Origin of the sequence: Nocardiopsis sp. CNR-923 (assembly GCF_001942255.1) — a bacterium.
Lineage (GTDB): Bacteria > Actinomycetota > Actinomycetes > Streptosporangiales > Streptosporangiaceae > Nocardiopsis.
Genome location: NZ_MKKC01000011.1, coordinates 88,311 through 111,819, shown reverse-complemented (window position 1 = coordinate 111,819; position 23,509 = coordinate 88,311). Strand labels below are relative to the sequence as shown.

Sequence of the window (23,509 nt, the reverse complement as noted above, 5' to 3'; positions counted from 1 at the left end):
GGAACCGGGGCGCACGGACGGGACGAACTCGGCCCATGCTCACACGCGATTCCCGACGGCGCGCGCCTCGCTCGCCCAGGGGGAACGCCGGCCCTCCGCAACGCCACCGAGCCGACGGACGCGGCCGCGCGGTGAGCCGCCGCTCGCCCGGGGCACGGTCAGCCCCGGCTGCCCCAGTCCAGCCGGTCGGTCAGTCCGGCCTCGTCGAAGGCGGCTTCCAGGTCCGCGCGGCCTTCCGTGAAGTGGGCCCAGCCCTCGTAGTGGACCGGCACCACTCGACGTGCGCCGAGGACGCGGCTCGCCTCGGCGGCCTGGGCGCTGTCGAGGACCAGGGGCAGTTCGTCGAAGAGACCGGGGGACCGTGGCGCGCCGGCGAACAGGAGGGCGGTGTCGACCGGGGCGAAGCGGTCGGCGATCTCGCGGACCCGGTCGAGCGAGGCGTTGTCGCCGCTGACGTAGACGGTGGGCAGTCCCTCTCCGGTCAGGACGAAGCCGACGACCTGCCCGGCGATCGGTTCGACCTCCTCACGCGGAGCCGGGCCGTGCACGGCGGGGACGGCGGTCACGGTGACGGTGCCGCCCCCGGGGCGCTCCAGTTCGACGGACTCCCAGTCCGCCAGGCCCGTGGCCTTTCCCCCGAGTCGCTGGCCGCCGCCGGTGGTGGTCAGGGTGAGCGGAACGTCGGCCAGCAGCGCGCGGCCGGAGACGTCGAGGTTGTCGGCGTGCTCGTCGTGGGAGAGCAGCACCGCGTCCACCCGGCCGAGGTCGGCGGGCGTGCCCGTGGCGGGGGCTGTCTTGGTGAGGGTCACACCGGCCGGCGTGGGGTAGTCGCCGGGACCGTCGAAGGTCGGGTCGGTCAGGAAGCGCAGGCCGCCGTACTCGAACAGGGCGGTCGGACCGCCGAAGACGCGGACGGGGACGTGGGCGGCCGTCGTGGAGGACGAGGACATGAAGGAAACACCTCACGGATAGATACGTTTTCAACCGTGATGCGAGCGTAGATGAGTCTCACGGTTGAAGGCAAGTTCAAACGTGATCTTTCTGGGCGGCCGTACGCCGTAGCATGAGACCCATGGAAGACCCCACCGCCGAGCTTGAGCTGCTGCCCGCGCCGGGCGAGGAGCGGTACTCCTCCCTCGCCCTCGTCAACACCGTCATCGCACTTCCGGCAGGACGCTTCGTCGACCTCCTGGACACGGTCCCGGCGGCGAGGCGGTGGCTGACCGAGCACGACCTGGCCCCGGCGGACACCGACATGCGCCAGATGCGCGCGTCGCGGCTGCGCGCGCTCCGCGAGCAGGTCAGGGCGCTGTTCGCCGCACGCACCCGCGGACTGCCCGCCCCGCCCGCCGCCCTGAGCGCCGTCAACGACGAGCTGACCCGCGTCCCCACCGCCCCGTTGCTGCTGTGGGAGGACACGTCCGGCCCCTACCGCGCCACGCCCCGCCCCACCACGCGGATCCTCGACCACGCCCTGGCGACCCTCGCCGCCGACGCCGCCGACCTGCTCACGAGTGCGGACGCCCAGCGTCTCACCGCCTGCGGCTCCGCCCCCTGCAACCGGTACCTGGTCCGGCACGGCCGTCGGCACTGGTGCTCGACCCGTTGCGGCGACCGCGCCCGTGCGGCCCGCGCCTACGCCCGGCGTTCCGGAACGGGAACGGAGTGAGGCTCCCAGCGGGGATCGTCCACCAGAACCAGGGCGCCGTCTCGGTGACGCGGGAGAAGGCCTGGGACGCGCTGGGCCGGGAACGACGGCGACGCACCGACGGGGCTGACGTCGGGTGGTTCGGCCCTCGGCCGTGGTCCAGACCCGTCCACGAGCGCGGTACGCCGCGGCCCTGACCCGGTCGCCGCACTCGTTCGTCCCGCACCCGGTGCGCCGGCCACCGCGCTGACGGTCAGACAGCCCCAGCCGCGGTCAAGCTCTCACGGGCTGACCGGGTGCGATCAGCCCGGTCACGGCACCATCGAGAGCACCGAGACCCCTTGACGGGTACCTCCCGGCGAGGACCAGCTCCTGGACCTGGGCCATAGGTCGAACCCCGAGCACGAGGTCTGACCGCCGCGGCAACAGACCTTCCGCGGAGCCCGCATCAGGACCCGGCGGGCCGGTGAAGGACGAACAACCCGCCGCACAGGGGCTGGTCGCGGCGCTCGTCGTCGGTGGCGACGAACTCGTCCAGGACGGCGACGATGCGCCGGTCGAGTTCGGCGACGTCCTCGTCGGACAGGTGCAGGACGAACCGGGAGAACGCGCGCACCGACTCCGGCCCGGCCTCGCCCAGCTCCTCCTGGAAGGCGGCCAGGGGCGCGGCGGCGGACTCGTCCTGGGCGTCTGCGAGCGAGAGCCACCAGGTCTGGCCCGTGGATCGATAGGGCTTCTCCAACGCTCCGCTGTCGCCGGTACGCACGGGCGCGGCGGTGAGCAGGCCCGCGTCGACGAGCTGGCGGACGTGGTAGAGCACCGTGCCCGGAGTGGTGTCGAGCCGGTCGGCGAGCTCCTTGTTGGTCAGCTCTCGGTGCAGGCACAGCCGCAGGATCCGTACGCGCAACGGGTGCGCCAGGGCCTTGGCCTCGCGCACGGTCGCCGGGCGCCGCCGACCTCTCCCAGCGGGAACCGTGTCGCCGCCGTTCTCCAGCTCAACCATGGCGACAGCCTAACGAACGGAGGCGGGGTCGGGAACTCATCGAGATTGATTTTTCTCAATCGATCGGTCATTCTCGATTTATGTTCAATGACTCCCCTTTGCGACCGGACCCGGCCCCCGACGCGGCCCGGCGTGCCCCGGACACCCGCTTCGGATTCCTGCTGGCCTCGTCCGGCCTGTCCAACCTGGCCGACGGCGTGCTCAAGGTCGCCCTGCCGCTGGCCCCGCCCTGGCCCACACCGACGCGCCCGCGCTCGTGGCGGGTGTGACCCTCGCTCTGGGCCTGCCCTGGCTGCTGCTGGCCCTGCCCGCCGGAGCGCTCGCCGACCGCGTCGACCGGCGCGCCGCCATGCTCGGGGCCAACATCGCGCGCGCCGCGCTCCTCGGCGCCCTGGCCGCGCTGTCGGTCCTGGACACCGGATCGATCGAGGTGCTGTACGCCCTGGCGTTCTGCGCGGGCGCCGCCGAGACCGTGTACGACACCTCCGCGCAGTCGATCCTTCCCCAGGTGGTCCCACGCGGTCGGCTCTCCCGCGCCAACGGGCGACTGCATTCGGTCGAGCTCACCGCCAACGAGTTCGCCGGGCCTCCGCTGGGCGGACTGCTGGTGGCGCTGGGTCTGGCGTCGGCGTTCGCCGCCCCCGCCGTGCTCTGGCTGGCGGCCGTGGGCGCGCTGCTGCTCGTGCGCGGCCGGTTCCGGGTCGAACGCTCCACCCGCACCACCGTGCGGGCCGACATCGCCGAGGGACTGCGCTTCCTGTGGCGGCACCGCCTCCTGCGCGTGTTCGCGGTCCTGGTGGGTGTGTCCAACCTGGCCATCAGCGCCTCGTTCGCGGTCTTCGTGCTGTTCGCGGTCGGTCCCGGCTCCCCGATGGGCCTGACCGAGCCCGCCTACGGTCTGCTGTTGACCGCCATCGCGGGGGGAAGTCTCGCGGGCTCCCTGACGGCCGACCGCGTGGAGGGGCTCCTCGGCCGGGCCTGGGCGCTGCGTGCGTCGGTCGTGGCTTCGCCGCGCTCGTGGGCGTGCCCGCCCTGACCTCGAACCCGTTCCTGGTGGGCGCGGGATTCCTCGTGGGGGGCGCGAGCATCGCCGTGTGGAACGTCATCACCGTGTCGCTGCGCCAGCGCGTCACACCGGACGGCCTGCTGGGCCGGGTCAACAGCGCCTACCGGCTGGTGGCGTGGGGCACCATGCCGCTGGGCGCGGCCCTGGGCGGTCTGCTCGCCGAACTCGTGGGACTGCGCGCGGTGTTCGCGGTCATGGCGTCGCTCATGGCCGCGCCGCTGGTGGTCCTGGTCTGCTTGGACGAGGCCGCCCTGAACGGGACCCGGCCGGAGCGGAGCTGAGCGCGCACCTCACCCGTCGACCGCCGCGCACGCCCACCGCCACGCGCCCACGACCAGCAGCACGCCCGCCGCGGTGGCGGACAGTACGGCGGGCACGACCGGCGCCAGGCCGTAGGCGGGCAGGGCCGCCAAGGGCCAGGTCACCGGCAGGGGCAGCAGGAACCACGGCCAGGGCGGGGGGAGCGCCCACACCGCCACGGGCGCCAGGACGAAGAGCACGCCCACGCCCTTGAGGACGACCAGGGCGCGCACCCGGTCCCTGGCGGTCGCCACCACCGCCAGCGCCAGTGCGGCGGCCAGGAGTCCAGCGGCCGGAATCGCGCCGGCCACCGACCGCGCACCGCCGTCGACCAGTCCGCTGAGCGGCAGAACGACCGCGAGCTGCGCCACCGCCACCCCGGCGGCGACCGCGGCACGGGAGGCGAGGTAGGCGCCCGTGCCCAGTGGGGAGGCCCCCCACAGGGCCAAGGCGCCCCGTTCCCGGTCCTCCACCGCACGCAACGCCACCGCCGACCCGGCCATCATCGGCACGTGCAGAAGGACCAGAGCCGACAGGAGCACCGGGCGCCACCCCGCCACGTCGACACCCGCCGCCACGGGAAGATCCGACACGAACGCCAGGCCCGCGCGCAGCCCCAGGGCCACCACCACCGGCCCGGCCAGCAGCGCCCACACCATGCCGTCGGTGCCCGCGCGACGCAGGTCCACCCACGTCAGCACCCGCACGGGACGCCCCGCCACACGAGGGCCGCGGCTGGGGCGCCCACCCCAGCGGACACGGCTCCACCGCGGCCGGGACCCCTCGACCGCGCGCGCCCGCACCAGCGCCCACCGCGCCCACAGGCAGGCCCCGGCCGCCGCGAGCACGGCGACCGCCGCCAACACCGGAACCGCCGTCCCCGGCACCGGCACGGATCCGGGGTCCAGTCCCCAGCGCACCAGCGTGTGGGCGGCCGTGCTCGGAACGGCGTACAGGAGCGGATGGTCGGCCACGCCCGCCGCGACCAGCAGCGGCGGCACCAGCAACGGCCCCAGGCAGAGGGGAACCACGGCCATCAGAGTGGCGACGTCCCGCGCGAACGCGCACGCGGCCACCGACACCGCGCACAGCGACACGGCGAGCAGTGCTGTGCCCGCCACCGCCACGACCGCACCGGCCAGACCGCCGACGGGACGCGCGGCGGCCGTGATCGGCACGGCGGCCACCGCGGCGATCACCGTGAACGCCACCAGCCGGGCGGTCAGGTACTCCCCCGCGCCCAAGGGGCTCACCGCCAGCGCCGCCCACGCCCCACTGGTGCGCTCGCCGAGCATGAGGACCGCGACGAACAGCACGCCGAACCCGGCGGTGTCCAGGTACAGCAGCAGCCCGGCGACCGTGCGGCCCGGCGCCTCGGGGAGCACGTGCACGACGGCGGCCCACACCAGCGCCAGGCCTGCGGCCGCGACCGCCGTGCCGTGCCTGGCGTGGGTGCGCGCCTCCCACACCAGCGCGGCCCGGGGACGCCCGAGTACGCCGTTCACGGTTCCCGTCCCATCCGTCGGCCGGTGACGCGGGCGAAGACGTCGTCGAGTGTGGCCTCCCGGCTGTGCACGGTCTCCACGCGTGCCCCGGGGATCCCCAGTGGCTCCGCCAAGCCGTCCAGCGGAAGCTCCCGCCGCTCCAGCCGCCCGTTCCTGCGGAACTCCACGACGACGCCGGGGCTCCTGTGGGCGAGCCGCAGCCGCCGGGGCGTGTCGACGGCGCGGACACGCCCGTCGACGACGAGGGCGATCCGGTCGCAGACGCTCTCAGCGGTGCGCATGTCGTGCGTGGTGACGAAGACCGTGGCCCCCTGACGGGCCCGGTCCCTGAGCACCTCCCGGACGCGGTCGGCCCGGACCGGGTCCAGCCCGCCGGTGGGCTCGTCCGCCAGGAGCAGTTCGGGCCGGTTGACCAGTGCCCGGGCCAGGTTGAGGCGCACGAGCATGCCTTTGGAGAACCCGGCGGTGCTGCGGTCGGCGGCCTCCGCGAGGTCCAGGAGTTCCAGGAGTTCCCCGGGGTCCTCGGTGGGCCCGCGGTGCAGGGCGGCGAAGGCGGAGAGGTCCTCCCGAGCGGTCAGGGCGGGAAGGCGCGCGGGGAGTTCGAAGGCGACGCCGATCCGCTCGAAGAAGTCCCGGTCGCGGCCCCGGCCCACGGGGGCGCCGAGCACGTCGACGGTCCCCCCGAACCGGCGGATCCGCCGGGTGAGGACCCGGTGGACGGTGGACTTGCCGGCTCCGCTCGGTCCGAGGAGGCCGAAGACCTCGCCTCGTTCGACGGTGAGGTCCATGCCGTCCACGGCGGGGGCGCACGCCCCGCGGTACCGCACGGTGAGACCGCGCACGTGGATCGCGCTCACGGCTGCCGCCTTTGCGCCCAGGTCACGGGCGTGGGAGGGCGTAGGGCCGCGAGGGCTTCGTCGACCATGCTCGGGAGGGCTCCGGTGGGGCCGTCCTCGGCCCAGGTGGCGACCGTGGTGGTGAGCACGGCCGTGCAGGCGGCCGCGATGGCGCGGGTCGCCAGGGGGACGGGCCCGGGCGTCGACCCGTGCAGGACCTCCTCCAGCAGCCGCTGGGTGGCGACCTGGCTCTCCCAGACACGGGCGCGCAGGCTCGGCGCGGAGAGCATCAGTCGCGTGCGCTCGCGGGCGGTCTCCAGCGCGGCCGTGTCGAGGTGCATGAAGGCGTCGGCGAGGCCCAGTCGGACGCGTTCGACCGAGTCGGTCTCGGTCCTGGCGGAGACGTAGCGCGCGATCAGCGGGTCGTAGTCGTCGCGGAGCACGACGTCCTCCTTGGTGGGGAAGTACCGGAAGAACGTCGTGTGGGAGACCCCCGCGGCGGCGGCGACGCGTTCCACGGTGACCTGGTCGTAGCCGTGCCTCGCGAACAGGTCCAGGGCCGCGTCCTGGATCCTCGCCCGGGTCCGCGCCCGCTTGTCCGCCCGCCAGTCCGACATCCGTCCCCCAAGATATTAGTGACTAATATGTTAGTGGAGAACATCTTGAGCGGGCAAGCACCGCGTCCGGACGCGCCGACCCCGCGACCCACCGCCCTGGTCGCCGTGGACAAGCGGCCCGGGCGACCCGCCCGGCGCACCGCGACACGCCGGTGACCGTACTGAACCGCCCCGGGGAGCCCGACCACGGCGGAGCCCGCCCCGCTGAGCGACCCGGTCCCCCGGCTCCGGATTCCACGCGCGGAAGAGCCCGAAAAACCGCTGTCGCCGCGCGGCCCGTGGAAGCATGGGCACATCCAAGGAAAGAGAGTCCGCTCGATGAGTCGCATCTCACTCCCCCGGCCGGAGAAACGATTCCATCCCCGCCTCGACAGCGGTTGGACCTGCATGTTCTGCAACTATCTGAATCGGCCGGGGACGATGGAATGCGAGAACCCGTTCTTCTGCAGGGGTCGGGACGGGAACGGCATGGGCAGGGCGCGTGCGCTCGTGCGGCGCCGACGCGGAAGGAAGCCGCGTCTTCCGTAGAGAACTCCACTTTCGGTCTGCACCAAAACGGGCATCATTGCCATCCCTCACGAAGAGGAGCACGGCGCACGAGCCCGCGAATCCCCCGCTTTCTGCCCGTTTCCTGGTGAGATGACCGGGATACCGTCGAGTAGGTTCACGTGATTCCGCGGTAGACCGCGAGAATCCTGCCTAAAGTGGAAACTCCCTTCCCGGTGCGTTCCCCGCCACCGGACCACACCCAGCACGGGCGGGGGGCGTGGATCCTCTGGTCTGTCATGCGCGAGAAAGGCCACCGACGTGAGCCCGCCACCCCCCCAGCCCCCCACCCCCGATCCGGGCCAAGAGGAGCCCCTCGCCCCGTCCGCCCCCATCCGCGTCCTCGTCGTGGACGACCACGCCCTGTTCCGACGGGGTCTGGTGTCGGTCCTGGACGTGGAGTTGGACATCGACGTGGTCAGCGAGGCCGGGGACGGCGAGGAGGCGGTGCACCTCGCCGCCCAGCACCACCCCGACGTCATCCTCATGGACGTGCGCATGCCCCAGGTCGGCGGCATCGACGCCTGCTCGCGCATCCGCGAGGCGCTGCCGCGGGTCAAGTTCATCATGCTGACCATGAGCGACGAGGAGGTCGACCTCTTCGACGCGCTCAAGGCGGGCGCCACGGGGTACCTGCTCAAGGAGATCGGGGTCACCGACATCGCGGGCGCCGTCCGCGCGATCGCCGCGGGCCGGTCGTTCGTGAATCCGGTGATGGCCACCAAACTCATCGGCGAGTTCGCCGAACTGGCCAAACAGGAGAGCACCCCGCGCAGCACCCCTCCCCTGCCGCAACTGACGCCACGGGAGACCGAGGTGCTCAAGCTGCTGGCGCGCTCGCTCAACAACCGGGAGATCGGCACGCGCCTGTTCATCACGGAGAACACCGTGAAGAACCACGTCCGCAACATCCTGGAGAAACTTCAGGTGCACTCGCGCACCGAGGCCGCGATCTACGCCGTGCGCGCGGAGTACGTCCAGAACTGAGCGCCCGAGCCCGAGGGGACGGCGCGAGCGCGGGTGACCGCGTTCCAGTGCCCCGCGCCTCGACCCGCTGACCCGCACCTGACCCGGACTCACTCGGGCTTGGCCCAGACCATGACCGCCGAGATCGGGTGACCGCGGAACCGTTTCCACGTGGGCTTGGCCGCCACCCAGGTGTCGTCCACCGTGGCCTCGGCCAGCTCCGCCAGGGTCCACCCGGCGGCCATGGCCGCGCTCGTGTGGTCGCTGAGCAGGTGCAGGTGGGTGCTGATCGCGATGTCCTCACCGGAGGCGTCGGTGAAGTGGGTGGGCATGCCGGAGACCATGACGAACTGCGGGTGGTAGGCGACCAGCACCAGAGCGCCGCCGGGCGCGGCGATCCGCCAGGCCTCGGCGTAGTAGGGGGCGAGGTCGGGCAGGTGCTCGTCGATGAGTGAGGAGATCACCAGGTCGTAGCCGCCGCCCGGCAGCCCGGTGTCGCGCACGTCCCCCCGGGCCAGGGTGGTGTGCGCGCCGCGCTGGCGGGCCAGGCCGAGCATCCCCTCACTGAGGTCGACGCCGTCCACGTGCGGCACGCCCCTGGCGCGCAGCCACGCCCCGGTGCGGCCGGTTCCGCAGCCCAGGTCGGCGGCGCGGGCCACGCCGGACCAGTCGGGGCGGGTGAGCCCGTCGAGCAGGGCCAGGTCCATGGCGTCCAGGACGCAGTCCTCGTAGGTGCTCGACCAGCCGTCGTAGCCGGAGGCCACGTCGACGGTGCGGTAGTGACGGGTGTCGAAGTCCGCGAAGTTCGGCATGCCGCGAGTATGTCGTCGCGGGCGAGCGGCCCGCCACCGCATTTCCAGAGCTGTGGAAAACCTGTTGCCCGCGAAGGCTGCGTCCTCCTACGGTGGGCGCATGGCCAGCTTCCACGCGATCGTGAACCAGGTCCAGTCCTGGTCCGCGAGCGCCCACGACCGCGTCGTGCGTCCCCGGTCCGGGTCCCTGGACTAGGACGCCTTCCGCGAGCCCCCCGAACCCGGCGGCTCCGTCCCACGGTGACCGCCCGCCGCCCCACCCCGGCGCCGACGTGCCCGCACGTGCGCGCGCCGCCGTGTGCGGACGGCGGGCTCCAGCCGTCGTGCGCGCGTACCGGTCCAGGTCCAGTCCCGTCCCCGAACCGTCTCGGACGGGCCGCCCGGACCCCTTCTCCTTCCAGCGTGCGCGCCTCGTCGCGCCCGTCCGTGCCGCCCGTCCACGTCCGCCACACGCGTGGCTGGATCGGACCCTTCCATGGCTCGCACGACGCGTCCGCGCCCCGGCTCCGCCGGTGACCGCCGCCGCCGCTTCTCCCAGAACTTCCTCGCCGACCCCCGCGCCGCCCGGCACGTGGTCCGGGTCTGCGGGGTGACCTCCGACGACCTGGTGGTCGAGGTGGGCCCCGGCGACGGGGCCCTCACCCGGTTGCTCGCCCCAGCCGCCCGGCACGTGATCGCCTACGAGATCGACCGCCGCCTGGCCGAGCGCCTGGCCGCCCGCTACCGCGACCCGGATCGGGGCGTGCGGGTGGTGTGCGCGGACTTCACGCGCGTTCGACCGCCGCGCGGCCCGTTCACCGTGGTCGGCAACATCCCGTACGCGCGCACCGCCGACATCGTCCGCTGGTGCCTGGACGCGCCCGGCCTGACCTCGGCCACGCTGGTCACCCAACTGGAGTACGCGCGCAAGCGCACCGGCGCCTACGGGCGCTGGACCCGGTTGACCGTGCTGACCTGGCCGGAGTGGTCGTGGTCGCTGGCCGGGCGGATCGATCGGAGCCGGTTCCGGCCGGTCCCCCGGGTCGACTCCGGGGTGCTGGTGCTCCGGCGCAGACCGGATCCGCTGCTGCCCCGGGAGCGCAGGGGCGCCTACCGCGGGATGGTCGAGCTGGGGTTCGGCGGCACGGGCGGGTCGTTGGGTGCCTCGTTGCGCCGCGTCCACCCCGCGCGGCGGGTGGACGCGGCGCTGCGCGCGGCCGGGGTCGCCCCGGGGACGCCCGTCGGCCTGGTGACGCCCGGCCAGTGGCTGGCGCTCTTCCTCGCGCTGGAGGGGTAGGCGCTCAGGCGAGGAAGTCCAGGAGGGCGGCCGTCAGTTCGGCCGGTGCGTCCTCCTGGACCAGGTGCCCAGCGCCCGTCAGGGGGTGCAGCCGGGCCCAGAGGAGGGCTGCGGCCAGCCGTTCACCGCGTTCGAGGGGCAGCCAGGTGTCCTCGCGGCCCCAGACGACGAGCGCCGGGAGGTCGAGGTCGGCGTAGGCGTCCTCGACCTCGGCGGTGTGCCGTGCAGGAGGACGACGGGTGCGCCCTCGCCCAGCCTGGTCCAGCGCACCGTCCCGTTCGGGGCGTCGAACCGTTCGTCGAGGTGCCACACGGTGTCGGCCACGGATGCCGTCCTCCCTCTCGCACGGGACGGTGTCATCCCGTCGGATCATCGGTCGACCGGAGCGTACACGCCGCCGCAGACGGTCGTGGCGCGCCCGGCGGACCCGCGGTCGCGGTTCCCGCGCGCGGCGCCGGGCCACCTCTCCTGGACGGGTGGGCCGAGTCAGACCCGGAGCACCGCGAAGGACTCCCCGGGCAGGGTCACCGAGGCCCCGGCGTTCCTCGGCCCACCGGTGGCCAGCAGCACCTCGCGCGGCGGCGCGTCCAGTTCGACGCGGGCGGCGCCGTCGGCGAGGTTGCACACCAGGCGCAGGGCCCCGCGGACCAGGACGAGCTGGCGGCCGTCGGCGCTGGCCCGCACCTCGAAGCGGTCCAGGCGGGGGTCGGCGAGGTCGGGTTCGGCGCGGCGCAGGGCGATGAGGGAGCGGTGGGCGTCCAGGACGCGGCGGTGCGGCTCCCGGTACCGCTGTTCCCAGTCCAGGACGGCCGCGGCGCGGGTCGCCGGGTCCATCGGGTCGGGGATCTCCTCGTGCGCCCATCCCAGGTCGGCGAACTCGCGGCGCCGCCCCCGGCGGACCGCCTCGGCGAGTTCGGGGTCGTCGAAGGAGGCGAAGAACGGCCACGGCGTGGTGGCCGCCCACTCCTCGCCCATGAACAGCATGGGCGTGTAGGGCGAGCACAGGACGAGCGCGGCCCCGCAGCAGAGCAGACCCGGCGACACGTACGAGCCCATGCGGTCGCCGCGCGCGCGGTTGCCGATCTGGTCGTGGGTGCTCAGGTAGGCGAGAAAGCGGCTGCCGGGCACGCGCGCGGTGTCGACCGGCGCGCCGTGCGTGCGGCGGCGGAAGGAGGAGTAGGTGCCCGCGTGCCAGAAGACGCGGCGCAGGACCGCGGGCAGCACGTCGGGGCCGGAGAAGTCGCGGTAGTAGCCGTGGGTCTCCCCGGACAGGGCGGTGTGCAGGGCGTGGTGGAGGTCGTCGGACCACTGCGCGGTCATCCCCAGGCCCCCCGCCTGCCGGGGCAGGACGGTGCGCGGGTCGTTGCGGTCGGACTCGGCGACCAGGGACAGCGGGCGGCCCAGGGCGGTGGCGAGCGCGTCGACCTCGGCGGACAGCTCGGCCAGCAGGTGGGTGGCACGGTCGTCGCGCAGGGCGTGCACGGCGTCCAGGCGCAGCCCGTCGAGGTGGAAGTGGCGCAGCCAGTCGAGGCAGTTGTCGAGGACCAGGCGGCGGACGGGGTCGGAGTGGGGTCCGTCGAGGTTGAGCGAGGGGCCCCAGGCGGTCTCGCCGTCGAAGTAGGGGCCGAACCGGGGCAGGTAGGCGCCGGAGGGGCCGAGGTGGTTGTGCACCACGTCCAGGACGACGGCGAGTCCGCGTGCGTGGCAGGCGTCGACGAGGGCCTTGAGGGCGTCGGGGCCGCCGTAGGGCTGGTGGACGGCCGACCACAGCACCCCGTCGTAGCCCCAGCCGTGGGTTCCGTCGAAGGCGTTGACCGGCATGAGTCCGACGTGGGTCACGCCGAGGTCGACGAGGTGGTCGAGGCGGTCGACGGCGGCCGTGAGCGTGCCCCGGGGGGTGAAGGTGCCCGTGTGCAGTTCGTAGAGCACCGCGCCGGGCAGTGGGCGGCCGGTCCAGGCGGCGTCCGTCCAGGCGAAGGCGGCGTGGTCGTAGACGCGGCTGGGGGCGTGGACGCCTCGGGCTGCCAGCGGGAGCGGGGGTCGGGCAGGACCTCGGGGGCGTCGTCGAGCAGGTAGCCGTAGTCGGTGCCGGGTCCGGCGCCGTCGACGTGGGCGGACCACCATCCGCGGGCGCCGCGGCGCATGAGGTGGTCGGTGCCGTCGACGCGGAGTCGGACGCGGTCGGCGTGGGGCGCCCAGACGGCGAAGTCGCCGTGGACGCCCAGACCTGGGCTGGTGGAGGTGTCCGGTTCGCTCACGCCGGGTGGCCTACCCGGCGCCGGCCGTTCTCACCCCTGGCCGGCGCGACGCGGGGCCCAGCCCCGTCGCGGGCCACCGGGTTCGGCCCCGCGCCGCAGGAACCCAGGTCCAGCGCTCACGGGAGGGGCACGGGGCGAACGTCAGGATCCGCCCGCTCACGCGGGGTCTTCCGCTCTCGGCCGACCCCGCCGAGGAGCGGCGGTGTCGGAGTCCTCACGGGGCCGGTAGACGTGGACGCGGACCGAGGCGGTGACGGGCGTCGGCTCGGGCAGGGCCCGCACGCGGGCACGCAGGTCGTCGGAGGCGATGTGGCGGGCGCTGGGTCCCATGCCGACGACGGTGGTCGCGTCGTCGCGGGTCAGGTCCATGGTGAAGCGGACCTCGCGCTCCCCCGCGGGCGCGAAGTGCCCGTGCAGGCCCTCGGCCAGGCGCTCGTCCTTACGGGGATCGACGTCGAGCAGGCCCAGCGGCGCGCGCAGTTCGGCGAGGTGGTCGGGTGCGGGGGTGACCAGGACCAGGACGCCGTCTGGGCGCAGGACCCGGCGGAACTCGGCGGCGGCGCGCGGTGCGAACACGTTGAGCAGGGCGTCGACGGCGCCGGTGCGCAGCGGCAGGGCACGCCAGGCGTCGGCGGTGACGGCCCCGCCGCGCGGGTGGGCGCGGGCGGCGCGGCGGGCGGCGAACTTGGAGACGTCCAGGGTGAGTCCGACCGCGTCGGGCAGTGCGGTCAGGACCTGGGTGAGGTAGTGGCCGGTGCCGCCGCCGACATCGGCGATCAGGGGGTCGGGACGGTCGCTGAGTTGGCGGTCGAGGGTGTCGGCCAGGGCGCGGCCGATCGCGTCGTAGTGACCGGCGTGCTGGAAGCGGAGCCGGTCGGCGACCATCTCCCTGCTGTCCCCGGCGCCGGGCGGGGTGGCGCCGGTGAGCAGGCTGGCGTAGCCTCGCGGGCGACATTGAAGCAGTGCCCGGCGGCGCACTCCAGCCCGCGGGGGCCGGGCGCCAGGGCGGTGCCGCACGTGGGGCAGGCCAGGGCCGCGGCGACGGCGTCGGGCATGCGCAGCCTGGGGCCGGTGTGGTGTGGGGTGTCGGTGGGCGCCATGATCGCTTCAGCCTACCGATGGGTCCGCCCGTACCCGGACCGGTGACCGGGTGCGTCCGCTCGTGCGCGGGGAACAGGGACGGTCATCGCCGCGGCGGCTCCCGGCCGGGTCCGGCTTCGGGCTCACGCCGGTTCGGGGAGGCGGTCGGCCCCGCCCCCTGACGTCCCCGCCCGACGTGTACGGAGATCCCCGCCGCCCCCACCGGTCGGGGCGGTGACCGGTCCGCGGCGGGTCGGCCGGACCTCACGCGCGGACCAGGACCGCCACCGGGTAGTGGTCGAGCAGGTCGGCGAGGGGGGCGAGGGTGTAGCCGTCCAGGCGCGCGGGCGCGAGTTCGCGGCCGGTGAGCCGGTCGGTCCAGGTTCCGGGGCCCGACGGGAGCGGTAGCACGGTGTCGCGCCAGCCGCCCTCCGCGGCGAGGGTGAGCGGCAGGCGGGTGGCGACGGCGACGACGTCGGGGCGGCGGCTCCCGGCCGAGGTGCGGGCGAAGGCGAGCGCGTGGCGGGCGGCCGGGCCGGTGGCGGTGAGGGGGAGGTAGCCGCCGGGGCGCAGCTCACGGCGCAGACGAAGGCAGGCCCGCACGAGGTGGAGCTTGGCCGCGCCGGTGTCGTCGACGGGTGGGCGCCAGCCGCGTTCGATCCGTTCGAGCAGGTCGGCGCGGACGGACCAGTCGACGGGGCGGCGGTTGTCGGGGTCGACCAGGGACAGGTCCCACAGCTCGGCGCCCTGGTAGACGTCGGGGACGCCGGGGCCCAGGAGTTGCAGGGTCCGCTGGCCGAGGGAGTTGCTCCATCCGGCGCCGCAGACGGCGTCGACCATCGCGGCCACCTCGGCGCTGAGCCCGGGGTCGCCCAGGACACGGGCGGGCCAGGCGCGGACGTGTTCCTCGAAGTCGGGGTCGGGGTCGGTCCAGGAGGTGCCCAGGCGGGCCTCGCGGGCGGCCTTGAGCAGGTATTCGGACAGGCGGCGTTCGCCGATCGGCCAGGCGCCGACGAGCGTCTGCCAGCCCAGGAGGTTGAGGGCGGGTTCGGGCAGGGCGTGGCGGTCGGTCCAGCGGCGCACGGCCGCGGCGGCCTCGCCCGCGATCTCGGTCAGGGCGGCCAGGCGGGCGCGCACGTCCTCGGAGCGCTTGGTGTCGTGGGTGGACAGGGCGGTCATGGTGTGCGGGGTGGTCGCCTGGCGGTGCGCGGCGCGGGCGTGGAACTCCTCGGGGGCCAGCGCGGCGTGGGCGGGGTCGCCGCCGACCTCGTTGGCCGCGACGAACCGGGTGCCCCGGTAGAAGGCGGTGTTCTCGACCCCCATCGCCATGACCATGCCGCTGGTCTGCTGGATGCGGCGGGCGGGTTCGCCCCGGGGGTCCGCGCGGACGCGGCGGTCGATGACGGCCAGGTCGAAGGCGAGGTCGGGTCGCCGGTCGGCGGCACGGCGCACGGCCCGGTCCCAGGCGGCCTCCGCCTCGGGCAGATAGGAGCGGTACACGTCGAAGGAGCACAGGAGTTCGGCGACGGCCTCCTCCCGTTGGCGGGCCGCCATCGCGGAGGGCCGGGGGGTGCTGGCGGGCGGTTGGGCGGGAAGGAGCGCGGCGATCCGGCGCACCTCGGCGTGCAGGAGTCGGGTGGCGGCCTGGCGGCGGGCGTGGGCGTCGGCGTGCCCGGTGTCCGTGTCGACGCCCTGTTCGACGGCCAGCGCGGTGAACTCCGGCAGGCCTTCGGGGTCGACGAAGACGCCGCACACCTCGCGCAGCGCGTCGTAGCCGGTGGTGCCGTCGACGGGCCAGGACTGGGGAAGTGTCTCGTGCGGGGCGAGGATCTTCTCGACCACGACCCACCCGTCGAAGCGCTCGGCGAGGCGGCGCAGGTAGCCGCCGGGGTCGGTGAGGCCGTCGACGTGGTCCACGCGCAGTCCGTCCAGTTGCCCGAGGTCGGCCCAGCGCAGGATCTCGGCGTGGGCGGCGTCGAAGACCCCGGGCTCCTCGACGCGGACGGCGGCCAGGTCGCTGACGTCGAAGAAGCGGCGGTAGGTGAGTTCGGTGTCGCCGCGCCGCCAGGACACCAGCCGGTAGTGCTGGCGCTCGTGCACCTGGTCGGGGGTGTCGCCGGGTGTGTGGGAGCCGGGTGCGAGGGGGTAGCGCCTGTCGTGGTAGGCCAGACAGCCGTCGGCGACGGCGAGGTCGTCCAGCGCGGCACGGCCTCCGTCGCCGTCGTCGGCCAGGACGGGGATGATCAGCGGACCGGCGTCGAAGTCGATGTCGAAGCAGCGCGCGTGGACGGAGTCGCGGCCGTGCGCGAGCACGTCCCACCACCAGGCGTTGGCGGCCGGGTCGGCGACGGACATGTGGTTGGGGACGATGTCGACGACCACGCCGATGCCCAGGTCTGCGCTTGGCGACGAGGGCCGCGCGGGCGGTGTCGCCGCCCAGGGCCGGGGCCACCTCGGTGGGGTCGACGACGTCGTACCCGTGCTGGGATCCGGGCGCGGCGGTCAGCAGCGGCGACAGGTAGACGGCGCCGACCCCCATCCGGCCGAGGTGGTCCAGCAGCGCCGTGGCGTCGGCGAGGGTGAACCCGGGCCGCAGCTGGAGGCGGTAGGTTGACGTCGGCGCGGCCGTGGCGGTCGTGTCGTGTGCGCTCATCACGCAGGACACCTGCCCATGCGGCGCGCGTGTCATGCACGGCGTGCGGACCGCTCGATGAGCGGCATCCCACACGGAACCGCGTTGGGCGGGCCCGCCCGGCGATGGCTAGACTCGTCGGCGTCCCACCACCACCTGCGATGACGCACCCGCGCCCGCGCCCACCGACATCGACGAGAGGGTTTGAAGCAGCCGTGCTCCCGTCCCACAAGCACTCCCCGTTCCGCGTCCGGCGCCGTGGCGCCGCCCATCGGGGCGCGGCGTCGGCCGCGTTGGCCGGTCTGATGCTGGCGACCACCGCCTGCGGCAGCGACGACGCCGTTCCCGGGGGGCTCCAGATCGCCACCCCCGAGGACGTCGAGTGCTTCTCCGGGAGCCTGTCCGGTGCGGGCTCCAGCGCGCAGGAGAACGCGATGACCACGTGGATCGCGGGGTACCAGACGGCGTGCGAGGGCGCCCGCGTGTACTACGACTCGATCGGGTCCGGCGGCGGTCGCAGCCAGTTCATCGACGGCGCCGTCGACTTCGCGGGGACCGACGCGGCGATGAGCCCGCAGGAGAACGCCGACGCGGAGCAGCGGTGCCACGGGTCGGACACCATCAACCTGCCCGCCTACGTGGTGGCCATCGCCGCGGTGTTCAACCTGGACGGCGTCGATTCGCTGGATCTGCGCCCGGACACCCTGGCGAAGATCTTCGACCAGGAGATCACCCGCTGGGACGACCCGGAGATCGCCGAGACCAACCCCGACGCGGACCTGCCCGACCTGGCGATCACCCCCGTCAACCGGTCCGACGACTCCGGAACGACGGAGAACTTCACGCGCTACCTGTCCGCCGCCGCGCCGGACGCCTGGCCGCACGAGGCGGACGGGCAGTGGCCGATCGACCCGGTCGAGTCCGCGCAGGGCAACAGCGGCATCGCCGACACGGTCGAGCGCGCCCGGGGCGCGATCGGGTACGTGGAGATGTCGCACGTGCACGGGATGTCGACGGTGAACCTGGGCGTGGGCGAGGAGTTCGTGGAGATCTCGCCCGAGGCCGCGGCCCAGGTGGTGGCGGACTCTCCGCGCCGCGAGGACAACGTCAACGAGTTCGACCTGGCCCTGGACCTGGACTACGGCACGACCGCGCCGGGCAGCTACCCGATGGTACTGGTCAGCTACGAGGTCGTGTGCGGCGAGTACGACGACGCGGGCACGGTCGAGCGGCTCCAGGCCTTCCTGCGCTACGTCGTCAGCCCCGAGGGTCAGCAGAACGTCTCCGACGAGACCGGGTCGGCCCCGGTCAACGACGCTCTGCGCGAGCAGCTGATGGCCTCCATCGACTCCATCGGCGTGCGCGACTGAGGTCCTTGCCCGGACCGGCCGTGTCCGGTCCGGGCCGTCAGTCGTGGTCGCGCGAGCGGCGCGGCCCGCCCCGCCAGGCGCGCAGCCAGGACCCGATGCGGCCGCGGCCGTCCGTCTCGGGAACGTGCTCGGCCTCGTGGTCCGGGCACGCCTCGGTGCCCGTGGCCTCCGTGAACCGCACGCGTGCCTCGGGGGCCGGTCGCGGCGGGGGCGGGACCGACCGGTACAGCGACAGGTCGGTGAGGGTCTCCTCCCCGGCGTGGATACGGTAGCGGCCGTGGAGTTCGGCGACCACGTCGCCCAGGTCCTCTCCGTCGCCGCGGACGCGCAGGGCGCGGGCCAGAGCGCGGGTCCGCCACAGCCGCACCCCGGCGTCGCGGGTGGGCGAGGTGGCGGGGAAGAGTTCGGTGAGCCCGGCGCGGGCGCGTTCGGCGCTGGCGAGCATGCGGGAGAGCGCCACCTGCCCCAGGCCCCACGCGACGGGCACGCGCAGCAGGAACGGGGAGGGGAACCCGGTGCGCGGCATGGTCGAGGCGAAGGAGACGCGGGGTTCGCCCAGGTAGTTGGCCTGGACCAGGCGCAGGTCCAACTGGGGGTCGCCGACGTGGGCGGACCCGGAGCCGATGCCCTCCCAGTCGGCGACGAGGGTCAGGCCGAGATCGGTCTCGGCGCTGTCCAGGATCCGGTCGACGCAGCCGCGCACCAGGTCGTAGGGGGCGCCGGAGACGTCGACGGCCGCGTGGACCAAGGGGACGCGCCTGCGGTGGAAGGGCAGGGGTTCGCGGTAGGCGTGGGGGTGCGGCATGAGTTCGGCGAGGACCTCGGTGCGGAATCGTTCGGAAGGCAGCCGGGTGCGCGTGGTGGCGGCGCGGCCCACGTGCCAGGCGGTGGCGGCGCGTTCGGGCACCATGACGGCGCCCGCCTGCCACAGCCGGTAACCGAACTCGGTGTCCTGGCCCAGGTCGAGGTCGGGGTCGACCCCTCCCGCGGCCTCGTACAGACTGCGCCGCAGTCCCGCGGCGGAGCCCACATAGGCGTGGAAGCCCAGGTGGTCGGCGTCGCGCAGGTCGCCGCTGTCGCGCAACAGGTGCTCGACCCACTCGTGGTGGCGTCCGGTCTCCAGGGTGTCGTGCAGGGTCCGGGTGCGGGCGCGGGCGATCACGTCGCGGGCGTCGGTGGGACCGGTGTCGGCGAAGCGGACGCGGCCGAGGGTGACAGCCTCGGCGTGGGTGTGGTGCCAGCGGGCCTGGGCCTCGACGAACTCGGGGCAGGTGACCATGTCGGCGTCCATCCAGATGAGGATGTCGCCGGAGCTGGCGTGGGCGCCGAGGGCGCGCGCGTACCCGCGCCCCAGACGCCCTCGGGAGCGCGCAGAAGGCGGCAGTCGCGCGGGCGCGCGGCGGGCAGCCGCAGCGGGGGCGCTGTGTGGATGTCGACGACCACGACCTCCAGGAGGTGGTCGGGGTAGGTCTGCACGGCCAGGGCGGCCAGGGCGAGGTCGAGTCGGCGCTGTCCGCCCCGCGCGGGGATGACGACGCTGACCCGCAGCTCGGGGGTCCACCGGCCGAGCCGCGGCGGCGTCAGGGCGCTCCAGTCGTTGCGGAAGACGCGGGTGCGCACGCGTTCCACGCGGCCGCGGTGGGACACTCCGTCGACATGAGACGCTACGTGCTTATTCAGTGACACAGAGTCACTATAGCCATGATTTCCATCGGCGTGGCGACGATCGCCGATGTGTTACGAAAGGGTCGCGGACGGTCAACGTCCGGAATCGCCCGCGTCGGACCTGAGCATCGTGACACCGAGCCAGACCACCCCGATGACCGAGGCGATCACCAGCACCCACACCAGCACGCCGATCACGATGGACAGCAGCCAGAACAGAGCCAGAACCACGGCCAGGCCGACGCCGATCTTGAGGAGAAGTCGTCCCATTCGGCAGAGAATACGCGGTTCGGCGGTGGTCGTCACCCGGGCGGATCGCCGCCCCGGGCACCGGGTCCGCTAGCCGACGCGGACGGCGACGGTGAACACCCCGTCCCAGTAGTCGGCCAGGGCGACCTCCTCCAGCGGCTTGGACGGGTTGGAGCCGTGGATCATGTTGCCGTTGCCCGATTGAAGTGCTCCCCGGGATGGATCCGGGGGATTCCCTCCTACCTCGCGGTGGTGGGCTTGACGCGGCGAGCACGCCTGACGACTGCCCTCCCGGCAGCCGGGATCTCCACTACGTGGCCGATCCGGTATAGGTGCAAGATGTTGCGAGCAGCGTTGTAGTCGGCATTGCCCGACCACCCGCAGCCGTCCTTCTTGCACACGAACATGGCCTGGTCCTGGCGGTTGCCAAGCCTGGTGAACCCGCACTCCGAGCAACGCTGGGAGGTCCCCGGAGCGGGCACCCTCACCAGGGCGCCGCCCCGGTGAGCGAGCTTGTACGCCAGCATCTCCACCGTGCGTCCCCACGCCTCCTGGGCGATGGCACGGTTCAGCCCAGCTTTCCGCGCGACGTTGGCCCCCGGCTCCTCCACGGTACCCCGGGCTGAGCGGGTCATGTTCGTGATGGTAAGTGCTTCGACCACGATCGTCCCGTACCGCTCGGCCAGGGCGGTGGTGGTCTTGTGCTGCCAGTCCTGGTGGCGTCGCGTGGCTCTTGCGCGCAACCGGCGGATCTGGTCATAGGTGCGTTGTAGGCGGCGCGAGGTGCGCTCGCCGGGGGTGCGGCGTGCATTGCGGTGGGCGGCCCGCCGTTCCAGGCGCAACAGCTCGGCCTGCTCGTCGGCGTTCAGCCACTTGTCCCGGTCGGCCGTACCGCCCTCGGTCCTGGCGGGACGGCGTGGTGCTGGTGGTTACCGTCCGACAGGGCCAGCGGCACGGCGACGCCCACGTCGATGCCGACCTCGGGGCCGGGGTGCGCCTGGGGAGCGCTCTCCAGGCTCTGGACGCGGAAGGCGATGTGCCAGCCCAGCGCGTCCTTGACCAGACGGGCCCCGGTGACCCTGTTCTCAGCGCTCGCGCGTTTTCCCACCGGCAAGTCCTTGGTCCAACGGAACCGCACCCGACCGATTTTGGGCAGGTTGACCATCCCCCAGCGGCGGTACACACGAGTGATGTTCAAGTCCCGGCCCTGCGGGACGTCCACCGACATCACCGCCCAGAGCCGAGACTTGAAAGTGGGCTCGTCAGCGCGGCCCGCCCAGCAGTTCTGCCACGCCCGGTAGTAGGTCTTGAGCACAGCTTGGGCGGCCTGCGCGGGCAGAGCGGCCAGGAAGTCGATGTCCATACGGGCCTGCCTGATCGCCGCGTCGGCGTCCTTCAAGGACACGCGCCGGTTCTCCGAGACCATGGTCCACCACTCGTGCAGGGCGTTCCACAGCGCGGGCGGCGTGCGCCTGATCGTCCAGCTTGGCCGCCTGGGCAGGCGACAACGTGAGCCGGGCGCGGTGCCCGACCTGCCGCTTGACCGAGGCTTCTGGACTCATGTCAGTGACGATACCATCGCTTTACGTAACCAATCGAACGGTGGCCACGCTTGGACGGAGACACCGTGGACATTCCGCCAGATTCTGCGCGACGTCTCACGGTGGGACCAGGTAGGGAGCCGGGCATCCCAGGACCGACCCCCTGACCGGGTCACAGGTGCCGGGCCCACCAGTCGAGGACGGCCTCGAAGCGGGCGACCCGGTGGCTGGGCAGCCCCGAGCGCGTCAGTTCGTGGCCCTCGGCGGGGAACAGCAGCATCTCGGCCTCGTGCCCGCGCGTGCGCAGCGCCACGAACAGGCGCTGCGCCTGCTCCACGGGACAGCGCCAGTCCTCCTCCGAGTGGATGATCAGGACCGGGACGCTGATCTGGTCGGCGTAGGTGAGCGGGCTCTCCTTCGCCCACGTCTGCGGCGGCCCGTACAGGGGGCCGGGGAAGAACGAACCGATGTCGGACGAACCCTGGAAGCTGTCGACCGCGTTGACCGCGCGCTCGGTGATCGCGGCCCGGAACCGATCTCCGTGGTGCGCGGCGATCCAGGTCGTCATGAAGCCGCCGTGCGATCCGCCCATGACGCCCACCCGTGAGGCGTCCAGGCGTTCGTCCCGCAGGGCCTCGTCGAGGAAGGCGAGCACGTCCGTGGCGGTGACCGCGCCGACCGAGCCGATGATCGCGCGGCCGTGTGCGTGCCCGTAGCCCGACGAGCCGCGCGGGTTGCACATGAGCACCGCGTAACCGGCCTCGACGTAGACCTGGGTCTCGTCGAAGAGCTGCCAGCCGTACTGGGTGAACGGGCCGCCGTGGATCATCAGCACGACCGGGTGCGGCCCCTCCCCCTCCGGCAGGGCCACCCAGCCGTGCACGGGGTAGCCGTCGGCGGTGTGGGCGGTCAGCTCCGTCATCGGGTGCGGGTCCAGCCCCTGGGCGAAGGAGGTCAGGACCCGGTGGCCGTCCCCGGTCACGCGCACGACCTCGCCGCTGGACGCGCCGTCGGCGACCACGGCGACGGTCACCCCGCCCCGGTGGTCGAAGGACCGGGTCTCCACCGGCCCGCCGACCAGGGTGGCGGGCTCGCCGCCGTCGGGGGGAACCCGCACCAGGTGCACCGCGCCCCGGTTCTCGATCCGGGTCATCAGGTGCTGGGCGGTCGTCAGGACCCCGCCGGTCGCACGCGGGCCCTCCTGCGGGGTCAGCCGGGTCGGCGCGGCCGAACCGTCCGCCGGAACCGACCACACGCCCGTGGTCCGGCCGACGAAGTCGTCCAGGTCCGGGCCGAGTTCGTCGGCGAGGAAGTAGACCGTGGCGCCGTCTGCGGAGAAGCGGGGAGCCTCGGCGCTGAGGTCCCCCGCGGTGACGCGGCGCGGCTGCGCGCCCGCCTCGGGAGCGCACACCCACACGTCCTCGACCAGGTCGCCGCGGTCGGCGTGCCGGGCGGCGAAGGCCAACAGGGAGCCGTCCGGGCTCCACGCGGGGGCGCCGTGGTCGGCGTCGGCGTCGGTGACCTGGACCGGCTCGCCCGGGTCGCGGAGGGGTCGATCGGGGCGGTGACGAACAGCTGGGGGCGGCGGTCGTTGGTGTAGCCGAGGCCGTCCATGCGGTACCGCAGACGGGTGATCCTGCGGGGCGGCTCCTTGGCTGGCTCGACGCCCGCGTAGCGGCCGGGTTCGGGAACGCGCGCGGTGTAGGCGAGGCGGGTGGAGTCCGGGCTCCAGCGGGCGTTGGCGACGCCGAGCGGGTGGTCGGTCACCTTCCAGGGCTCGCCGCCGTCGGCGGGCAGCACGTGGAGCTGGGCCCGCTTGGCGTCGTCCGGGCGCAGGAAGGCGATCCACCGGCCGTCGGGCGACCACACGGGCGTGTCGTCCCGGGTGCCGCGGGTGAGCTGGCGGGGCGGCGCGGAGCCGTCGGTGGGCACCGACCACAGGGCTCCGGTGTAGGCGTCCTCCTCCAGATCCGGGCGGATCACGGAGAAGGCGGCGCGGGCGCGTCCGGCGAGAGCGTGGGGGCGCTGATGCTGTGCAGGTGGACGATGTCAGAAGGTCGCATGCGTCGATCTCGGCCGCACCGGCACAGGGGTGAGCCGGGCGGCCCCTCCTTTTCCTTGACGGCGGATCCGTTGTCC

The 23,509-nt window shown here is 73.7% G+C and carries 18 protein-coding genes and 5 pseudogenes; 8 read left to right on the top strand and 15 right to left on the bottom strand.

From position 1 onward, the window contains the following. Window positions 1-158: 158 nt before the first annotated feature. A complete protein-coding gene (locus BJF83_RS00835) occupies window positions 159-950 on the bottom strand; it encodes an MBL fold metallo-hydrolase (protein WP_075924772.1) in 792 nt (263 codons plus the stop codon). 122 nt (window positions 951-1,072) lie between these two features. Between BJF83_RS00835 and BJF83_RS00830 the strand changes: the two genes are divergently transcribed. Continuing rightward, complete coding sequence (locus BJF83_RS00830) at window positions 1,073-1,669, top strand: ABATE domain-containing protein (protein WP_075924771.1); 597 nt, start codon at window positions 1,073-1,075, stop codon at window positions 1,667-1,669. 427 nt (window positions 1,670-2,096) lie between these two features. Here BJF83_RS00830 and BJF83_RS00825 read toward each other — a convergent pair whose 3' ends face one another. Next, window positions 2,097-2,651 (bottom strand): transcriptional regulator, encoded by a 555-nt coding sequence (locus tag BJF83_RS00825; RefSeq protein ID WP_075924770.1) that lies wholly within the window; start codon window positions 2,649-2,651, stop codon window positions 2,097-2,099. Window positions 2,652-2,731: 80 nt separating this feature from the next. On the opposite strand from BJF83_RS00825, the gene BJF83_RS30215 reads away from it, so the two are divergent. The 3 genes from BJF83_RS30215 to BJF83_RS30205 are packed head-to-tail and all read left to right on the top strand — an operon-like array spanning window position 2,732 to window position 3,998. After that, window positions 2,732-2,920 (top strand): hypothetical protein, encoded by a 189-nt coding sequence (locus BJF83_RS30215; protein WP_316042170.1) that lies wholly within the window; start codon window positions 2,732-2,734, stop codon window positions 2,918-2,920. Further along, window positions 2,917-3,687, top strand: a complete 771-nt coding sequence (locus BJF83_RS30210) for an MFS transporter (RefSeq protein WP_316042169.1) — start codon at window positions 2,917-2,919, stop codon at window positions 3,685-3,687. Before BJF83_RS30215 ends, BJF83_RS30210 begins: the two co-directional genes overlap by 4 nt. After that, window positions 3,675-3,998: a hypothetical protein gene (locus BJF83_RS30205; protein WP_316042168.1), complete on the top strand. Its 324-nt coding sequence runs from the start codon at window positions 3,675-3,677 to the stop codon at window positions 3,996-3,998. The genes BJF83_RS30210 and BJF83_RS30205 overlap by 13 nt, the downstream gene beginning before the upstream one ends. 9 nt (window positions 3,999-4,007) lie before the next feature. On the opposite strand, the gene BJF83_RS00815 is transcribed toward BJF83_RS30205, so the two are convergent. From BJF83_RS00815 to BJF83_RS00805, 3 genes are read right to left on the bottom strand one after another with little or no spacing between them, the layout of a single operon-like run. After that, a complete protein-coding gene (locus BJF83_RS00815; RefSeq protein ID WP_075924769.1) occupies window positions 4,008-5,522 on the bottom strand; it encodes a hypothetical protein in 1,515 nt (504 codons plus the stop codon). Then, window positions 5,519-6,379: an ABC transporter ATP-binding protein gene (locus BJF83_RS00810; RefSeq protein ID WP_075924768.1), complete on the bottom strand. Its 861-nt coding sequence runs from the start codon at window positions 6,377-6,379 to the stop codon at window positions 5,519-5,521. Before BJF83_RS00810 ends, BJF83_RS00815 begins: the two co-directional genes overlap by 4 nt. Further along, window positions 6,376-6,975: a TetR/AcrR family transcriptional regulator gene (locus BJF83_RS00805; RefSeq protein WP_075924767.1), complete on the bottom strand. Its 600-nt coding sequence runs from the start codon at window positions 6,973-6,975 to the stop codon at window positions 6,376-6,378. Before BJF83_RS00805 ends, BJF83_RS00810 begins: the two co-directional genes overlap by 4 nt. Before the next feature lie 807 nt (window positions 6,976-7,782). On the opposite strand from BJF83_RS00805, the gene BJF83_RS00800 reads away from it, so the two are divergent. Beyond that, complete coding sequence (locus BJF83_RS00800; RefSeq protein ID WP_075924766.1) at window positions 7,783-8,508, top strand: response regulator transcription factor; 726 nt, start codon at window positions 7,783-7,785, stop codon at window positions 8,506-8,508. 89 nt (window positions 8,509-8,597) lie between these two features. Here BJF83_RS00800 and BJF83_RS00795 read toward each other — a convergent pair whose 3' ends face one another. Then, window positions 8,598-9,299, bottom strand: a complete 702-nt coding sequence (locus BJF83_RS00795; RefSeq protein WP_075924765.1) for a class I SAM-dependent methyltransferase — start codon at window positions 9,297-9,299, stop codon at window positions 8,598-8,600. Between the two features lie 64 nt (window positions 9,300-9,363). Between BJF83_RS00795 and BJF83_RS28160 the strand changes: the two genes are divergently transcribed. Together BJF83_RS28160 and erm are read left to right on the top strand one after the other, a co-directional pair. Beyond that, window positions 9,364-9,495 (top strand): hypothetical protein, encoded by a 132-nt coding sequence (locus BJF83_RS28160; protein ID WP_262391212.1) that lies wholly within the window; start codon window positions 9,364-9,366, stop codon window positions 9,493-9,495. Between the two features lie 279 nt (window positions 9,496-9,774). After that, window positions 9,775-10,575, top strand: coding sequence for an ErmE/ErmH/ErmO/ErmR family 23S rRNA (adenine(2058)-N(6))-methyltransferase (gene erm, locus BJF83_RS00790; protein ID WP_075924764.1), 801 nt, complete (start codon window positions 9,775-9,777; stop codon window positions 10,573-10,575). 4 nt (window positions 10,576-10,579) lie between these two features. Here the strand turns inward: erm and BJF83_RS25830 are convergent, their stop codons facing one another. The 4 genes and pseudogenes from BJF83_RS25830 to treY all read right to left on the bottom strand — a co-directional run bounded on the left by BJF83_RS25830 (window position 10,580) and on the right by treY (window position 16,566). Continuing rightward, entirely contained in the window at window positions 10,580-10,885 is a 306-nt protein-coding gene (locus tag BJF83_RS25830; protein ID WP_143831733.1) for an alpha/beta fold hydrolase, read from the bottom strand. A 176-nt stretch (window positions 10,886-11,061) separates the two neighbouring features. After that, window positions 11,062-12,833, bottom strand: a pseudogene (gene treZ, locus BJF83_RS00780) (malto-oligosyltrehalose trehalohydrolase). Window positions 12,834-12,989: 156 nt separating this feature from the next. Further along, window positions 12,990-13,933 (bottom strand): annotated as a pseudogene (locus tag BJF83_RS00775) (putative RNA methyltransferase). Window positions 13,934-14,177: 244 nt separating this feature from the next. After that, a pseudogene (gene treY, locus BJF83_RS00770) lies at window positions 14,178-16,566 on the bottom strand (malto-oligosyltrehalose synthase). Window positions 16,567-16,760: 194 nt separating this feature from the next. Between treY and pstS the strand changes: the two are divergent. Continuing rightward, entirely contained in the window at window positions 16,761-17,915 is a 1,155-nt protein-coding gene (pstS, locus tag BJF83_RS00765; RefSeq protein ID WP_187347054.1) for a phosphate ABC transporter substrate-binding protein PstS, read from the top strand. A 37-nt stretch (window positions 17,916-17,952) separates the two neighbouring features. Here the strand turns inward: pstS and BJF83_RS00760 are convergent. The 5 genes and pseudogenes from BJF83_RS00760 to BJF83_RS00750 all read right to left on the bottom strand — a co-directional run bounded on the left by BJF83_RS00760 (window position 17,953) and on the right by BJF83_RS00750 (window position 23,433). Continuing rightward, a pseudogene (locus BJF83_RS00760) lies at window positions 17,953-19,544 on the bottom strand (glycosyltransferase). A gap of 129 nt (window positions 19,545-19,673) precedes the next feature. Beyond that, window positions 19,674-19,850 carry a DUF4175 domain-containing protein gene (locus tag BJF83_RS27745; RefSeq protein WP_143831736.1) on the bottom strand — a complete coding sequence of 59 codons (177 nt, stop codon included), beginning with the start codon at window positions 19,848-19,850 and terminating at the stop codon, window positions 19,674-19,676. 218 nt (window positions 19,851-20,068) lie between these two features. After that, window positions 20,069-20,671, bottom strand: coding sequence for an RNA-guided endonuclease TnpB family protein (locus BJF83_RS28155; RefSeq protein WP_262391211.1), 603 nt, complete (start codon window positions 20,669-20,671; stop codon window positions 20,069-20,071). 23 nt (window positions 20,672-20,694) lie between these two features. Beyond that, a complete protein-coding gene (locus tag BJF83_RS28150; RefSeq protein ID WP_262391210.1) occupies window positions 20,695-21,234 on the bottom strand; it encodes a hypothetical protein in 540 nt (179 codons plus the stop codon). A 308-nt stretch (window positions 21,235-21,542) separates the two neighbouring features. After that, window positions 21,543-23,433, bottom strand: a pseudogene (locus BJF83_RS00750) (alpha/beta fold hydrolase). Between the last annotated feature and the right edge of the window lie 76 nt (window positions 23,434-23,509).

Excerpts from the sequence above, each read along its gene's own strand:
- BJF83_RS00835 (WP_075924772.1), bottom strand. The coding sequence starts at position 950 with ATGTCCTCGTCCTCCACGACGGCCGCCCACGTCCCCGTCCGCGTCTTC.
- BJF83_RS00830 (WP_075924771.1), top strand. The coding sequence starts at position 1,073 with ATGGAAGACCCCACCGCCGAGCTTGAGCTGCTGCCCGCGCCGGGCGAG.
- BJF83_RS00825 (WP_075924770.1), bottom strand. The coding sequence starts at position 2,651 with ATGGTTGAGCTGGAGAACGGCGGCGACACGGTTCCCGCTGGGAGAGGT.
- BJF83_RS30215 (WP_316042170.1), top strand. The coding sequence starts at position 2,732 with ATGTTCAATGACTCCCCTTTGCGACCGGACCCGGCCCCCGACGCGGCC.
- BJF83_RS00805 (WP_075924767.1), bottom strand. The coding sequence starts at position 6,975 with ATGTCGGACTGGCGGGCGGACAAGCGGGCGCGGACCCGGGCGAGGATC.
- BJF83_RS00795 (WP_075924765.1), bottom strand. The coding sequence starts at position 9,299 with ATGCCGAACTTCGCGGACTTCGACACCCGTCACTACCGCACCGTCGAC.
- erm (WP_075924764.1), top strand. The coding sequence starts at position 9,775 with ATGGCTCGCACGACGCGTCCGCGCCCCGGCTCCGCCGGTGACCGCCGC.
- BJF83_RS27745 (WP_143831736.1), bottom strand. The coding sequence starts at position 19,850 with ATGGGACGACTTCTCCTCAAGATCGGCGTCGGCCTGGCCGTGGTTCTG.